This window comes from Eubacterium sp. MSJ-13, assembly GCF_018918235.1.
Taxonomy (GTDB): domain Bacteria; phylum Bacillota; class Clostridia; order Lachnospirales; family Lachnospiraceae; genus Butyribacter.
On the sequence record NZ_JAHLQE010000056.1, the window covers coordinates 1 to 4,525 of the forward strand.

Here is a 4,525-nt window from a genome sequence, read left to right on the forward strand (position 1 = left end):
GGCAGAGCACCTGACTCTTAATCAGGGTGTCCAGGGTTCGAACCCCTGGAGGCGCATTTTTTATTTAAAAAGGATATTGCTTCTGCAATATCCTTTTTTCGTCTTTACTTTACATCAATGTATTTCTTTATTATATTTTCCAACTCTATATATCCTATAGGCTTTGAGATATAATCGTCAAACCCCTCTGAAAGATACGCTCTCTTTGCCCCTGTTACTGCATTTGCAGTCATGACGATGACAGGTGTATCCTCATTCAGAGAATTTTTCATTGCCTTGATATGTCTCAATGTTTCTATTCCATCCATTTCAGGCATCATATGGTCAAGAAATACAATATCATATCTTTTTTTACTCATAAGCTCAAGACATCGCTCTCCGCTCTCGGCAAGTTCCACATTGATATGTGTAATGCGAAGTAGTTCTTTTACCACAATTCTATTTGTCTCAACATCGTCAACAACAAGAACATGTGCTTCGGGTGCTTTAATATGATATGCTTTTCCCTTTTCTTTCATATTTAAAGAAACCGTATTATCACCATTTTTATCATGGACTATTTTCTGTGGTATCTGCACTTCAAAAACAGAACCCTCTCCAAAAACACTGTTCACATTGACTTTACCATTCATAAGGCTTACCAGCTTTTTAGTAATTGAAAGACCAAGACCATTTCCCTCTATAAGATGATTTTTCTGCTCTTCTGCTCTCTCAAACGGTGAAAATATCCTGTCGATATCCTCCTTTTTAATTCCACGCCCCGTATCCCTGATTGAAAAAATAAGCTGTATGTTTTCCTTATCTATCTTTTCCCAATCTATGCCAAGTGTAATCGAACCTTGCTGCGTGTATTTAACAGCATTATTCATTATATTTATAATAATCTGTTTTATGCGAAGTGCATCTCCATGCAGGAACATCGGTATATCCTTTGACATTTTAAGCTTAAATCTCAGCCCTTTTTCTTTAATTTTAAGAGAAATGAGATTGATAATATCATTTACGATAAATTTAAGATTATAATCCTCCGTAATTATATTTGTCTTACCCGCTTCAAGTTTTGACAGATCAAGAATATCATTTATGATACCAAGAAGCGTTTCACCCGCACTTTTAATATAAAAAGAATAATTCGCTATCTGGTCAGATTCAGTTTCCCTTGATATCATCTCATTCATGCCAAGCACCGTATTAAGCGGCGTTCTTATCTCATGGCTCATCTGTGCAAGAAAAGCTGATTTCGCCTTATTAGCATCATCCGCACTTCTTCTCGCCGCCTCAAGTTCCTCAATGGTTCTTATCTTATCAGTCAGATCATCAATGATCACGATATATCCCATTATCTCTCCGAAGTCATCACCTATCCTGTTTATATCAAGCCTGCAATGTGCATTGTTAGCCCTGCACCTTGCATCCACTTTCTTTGAGTTTCCTCCATAACTAATCTTTTCCTCATCTACCTCAAACAATTTTGACAACATAACATCCTGATAGTCATAGGCGGAAAGTTTTAAAAAATCAACAGCACTCTTATTTGCTATCTTTAAATGTTTATTATAATCATATATAAGCATTGGCAGTTTAACCGAATAATAGACAAACTCCGACACATTTTCCAATTTAACCTGATTTTTATTGACAAAAAGATACACCCTGTAAACAAGAAGCACCCCTAAAAACTGCGATAATGTGCTTCCTGGAAACGCACTAAATCCAAACATAGGCATTATAGTATCAAGCAGCATACCAGCTACAATAACACATTCACAGAAAATAAGCCTTATGCCAGTAACCCTCTCCCACTTTCTTTCTCCATTTTTAACAAGAAAACCGCTTAATATAAACAACCCTGCTGCACATCCGACACAATATATATCATACAGAGTATTCCATATACTTGGAGTAAACAGATAAGTCATACCTATCGGAGATGACATATGATATACAGTATTTTTTTTCTGCATAAGAAAAGGGTATAATATTACCGCAGAAAAAGGAAAAAGTTCTATTATCTTTACCCACCACATATCACGGCCACACCATCTGGCTATAACAAGAATCGCACATATCATGTACATAAATGTGCCGACCATGCCGGCACAACGCCAGTAATATGCGACAGTGGGACTTTCCTGAATCCAGATAAAACCAAAGCAGAAACTCCAGATAGAACTTCCTATACAGACAAGAGCAAACAGAATATTATTGATATTTAACTTTTCCTTACTATGCAGAACACTTACAGACATTATCGCCGTACAGACAAAAAAACCAAACATTATGTAAGATAATATTCTTCCCATCTCTTTCACTCCTCTATGTAAATTTAATCAGGCAGGCTGGGAATAAGTTCGACATACACCTGATCAAACTCCTTTCTAAGTTCATCCCTGATCTCATTACGAAGCTGCAACAGTATTTTTGTATTTATAATATCATTATGACTTCTAAAATATATCTCAACCCATGTTTTCCTGCCGGTCTGGATAACATCAAGAAACTCGATATCACAATATACCTTATCCATATGTTTTTCCGCAGCCATTCTTATATTGTCCATTATATCCTGTTCAGGGGCAAAAAGCACTAGATTTTTGAGATTTGAAAAAATCATTTTAACGGGTTCTATAAGCAAAAAACAAGCCATAACAATAGCCACCACCGGATCAATATAATATGTTATCCATGCAAACTCTGTTTTTTTTACAATTATCTGAATAAAAAATGCAGCAGCCACGCCAAAACTTGAGATAACATCAAGTTTCCATATGTATATTTCCGCCTGAATCGTAAGAGATGCGTATTTTTTGCTGAAATAATTCATCAACAGATAGATTATAAGACAACCAAGACAAACTGCCATCTCAAAAACAGCAATACTGCCGCCATCTACATGGCGGCCACCATGAAATATCGTGTACATATTGTCCCACACAAGCTGAATGGTTATAACAAGCAGTACACTGTATTTGATAACAACAAAAAGTGATTCCACCTGCGAAAAGCCATATGGTCTCTTTTCAGTCACAGGCTTATATAAAAGTGGCACAAGCACCATGAACGGACCTATCATTATCAGATCCGTAATATCAAAAATGCAATCCATCAAAAGTGAATGTGATTTTGTATAATATGCCATGATTCCCTCTGACAACATAAACAAAATACTTCCTATTAGAGAGATATTCATTATTATCTTTTCATATCTCATCTTATTTTTATTTTTTTCCTTCTCTCCCACGCCGGAGCCTCCCTCATTTTTCCTCTATTTTATAATTCAAAGATTACAGATGTTTTTCAAACCGTCCCATAATATTAAGACCATCTTTTTCAACAACAAAAGCATGTTCATCAATCTGCTTTAATTCCCTTCTAAGCTGCACACACTCATACTTAGACAAGACAACTATAGTCATATATGTTTTTTCCTCTGTATATCCTCCCTTTGCTTCCCACCATGTCGCATCTCGTTTAAACTGATTTACAATATAATTCATAATCTCTACAGGCTCTTTTTTAGTAAAGATAATAACCTCGGCATTTATATTCTGTGTATGTGTACGGTCTGTGACAATCATACTTACAGCCGAATATATTATACAATAAATAGCAGTCTGAACACCAAACAAAACCGCACATACTCCGTAAACCACTGCATTTAGCATAAGTGATATCTTTCCGACCGAAAATCCCTTAAACTTCTTTGTAAAGAACATTCCGACAATATCCATTCCGCCGCTTGAACCACCTGCCCTCAGAGCTATACCTATTCCGGCACCGCCAAAAATACCGCCTATCATACTTGCAGAAAGAGCATCTGCAACAATCGGCTTTGCAGGTATCGGAACTACACTTAGGAAAAATGTCTGACTGGCAACACATACCAATGTTCTCGCAAAGAAATTTTTACTTATTGAAAAATACGCCAGAATAAAAAGCGGCACATTAAGAATCATATTGATAATACCAGCAATATCCGTACTGCCCGAAAAAAGATGCAGATATCTCACCAAAATAGTTCTTATGATCTGACTGACACCAAGCACGCCGCCATTATACAAATCAGCAGGCACAACGAACAGGTTTATGCCTATCGAAAATACCAACATTCCAAAAACCGCAGTAATATTTCTTTTCCAAAATTCCATCTGTTTGTGAGTTATAACAATACCCATAGTACACTCCTTCCGTCAGTACATAACAAAATAACAAAATAATAAAATAATAAAATAATTCAATAATTCAATTTCTTCTGATTTTTGTAAATGTAACTGACATAATCTATCCTATCCCTTATACTTTTATTATCGGCACTTTTTAATCTCTTAATCCCGAAAACTTTTTTCCTAAGCATTTTTAAATGCAAAAATCATATCTCTCAGAAATCTAGTACACCGTACCAATGACTCTACAAGGCATAAAAAAAAGTCCCTACCCAACAGACTTAACTGCCAAACGAGGACTTTCAATGCGCCTCCAGGGGTTCGAACCCTGGACACCCTGATTAAGAGTCAGGTGCTCTGCC

General features: G+C 36.2%; 3 protein-coding genes. All 3 read right to left on the bottom strand.

Going from position 1 to position 4,525, the window contains the following annotated elements; translation table 11 throughout:
- Window positions 1-104: 104 nt before the first annotated feature.
- From KQI69_RS03505 to KQI69_RS03515, 3 genes are read right to left on the bottom strand one after another with little or no spacing between them, the layout of a single operon-like run.
- Window positions 105-2,303 carry an ATP-binding protein gene (locus KQI69_RS03505; protein ID WP_216563903.1) on the bottom strand — a complete coding sequence of 733 codons (2,199 nt, stop codon included), beginning with the start codon at window positions 2,301-2,303 and terminating at the stop codon, window positions 105-107.
- A 23-nt stretch (window positions 2,304-2,326) separates the two neighbouring features.
- Entirely contained in the window at window positions 2,327-3,241 is a 915-nt protein-coding gene (locus tag KQI69_RS03510) for a cation transporter (protein WP_371818722.1), read from the bottom strand.
- 43 nt (window positions 3,242-3,284) lie between these two features.
- A complete protein-coding gene (locus tag KQI69_RS03515) occupies window positions 3,285-4,175 on the bottom strand; it encodes a YitT family protein (protein WP_253288984.1) in 891 nt (296 codons plus the stop codon).
- Window positions 4,176-4,525 lie beyond the last annotated feature (350 nt).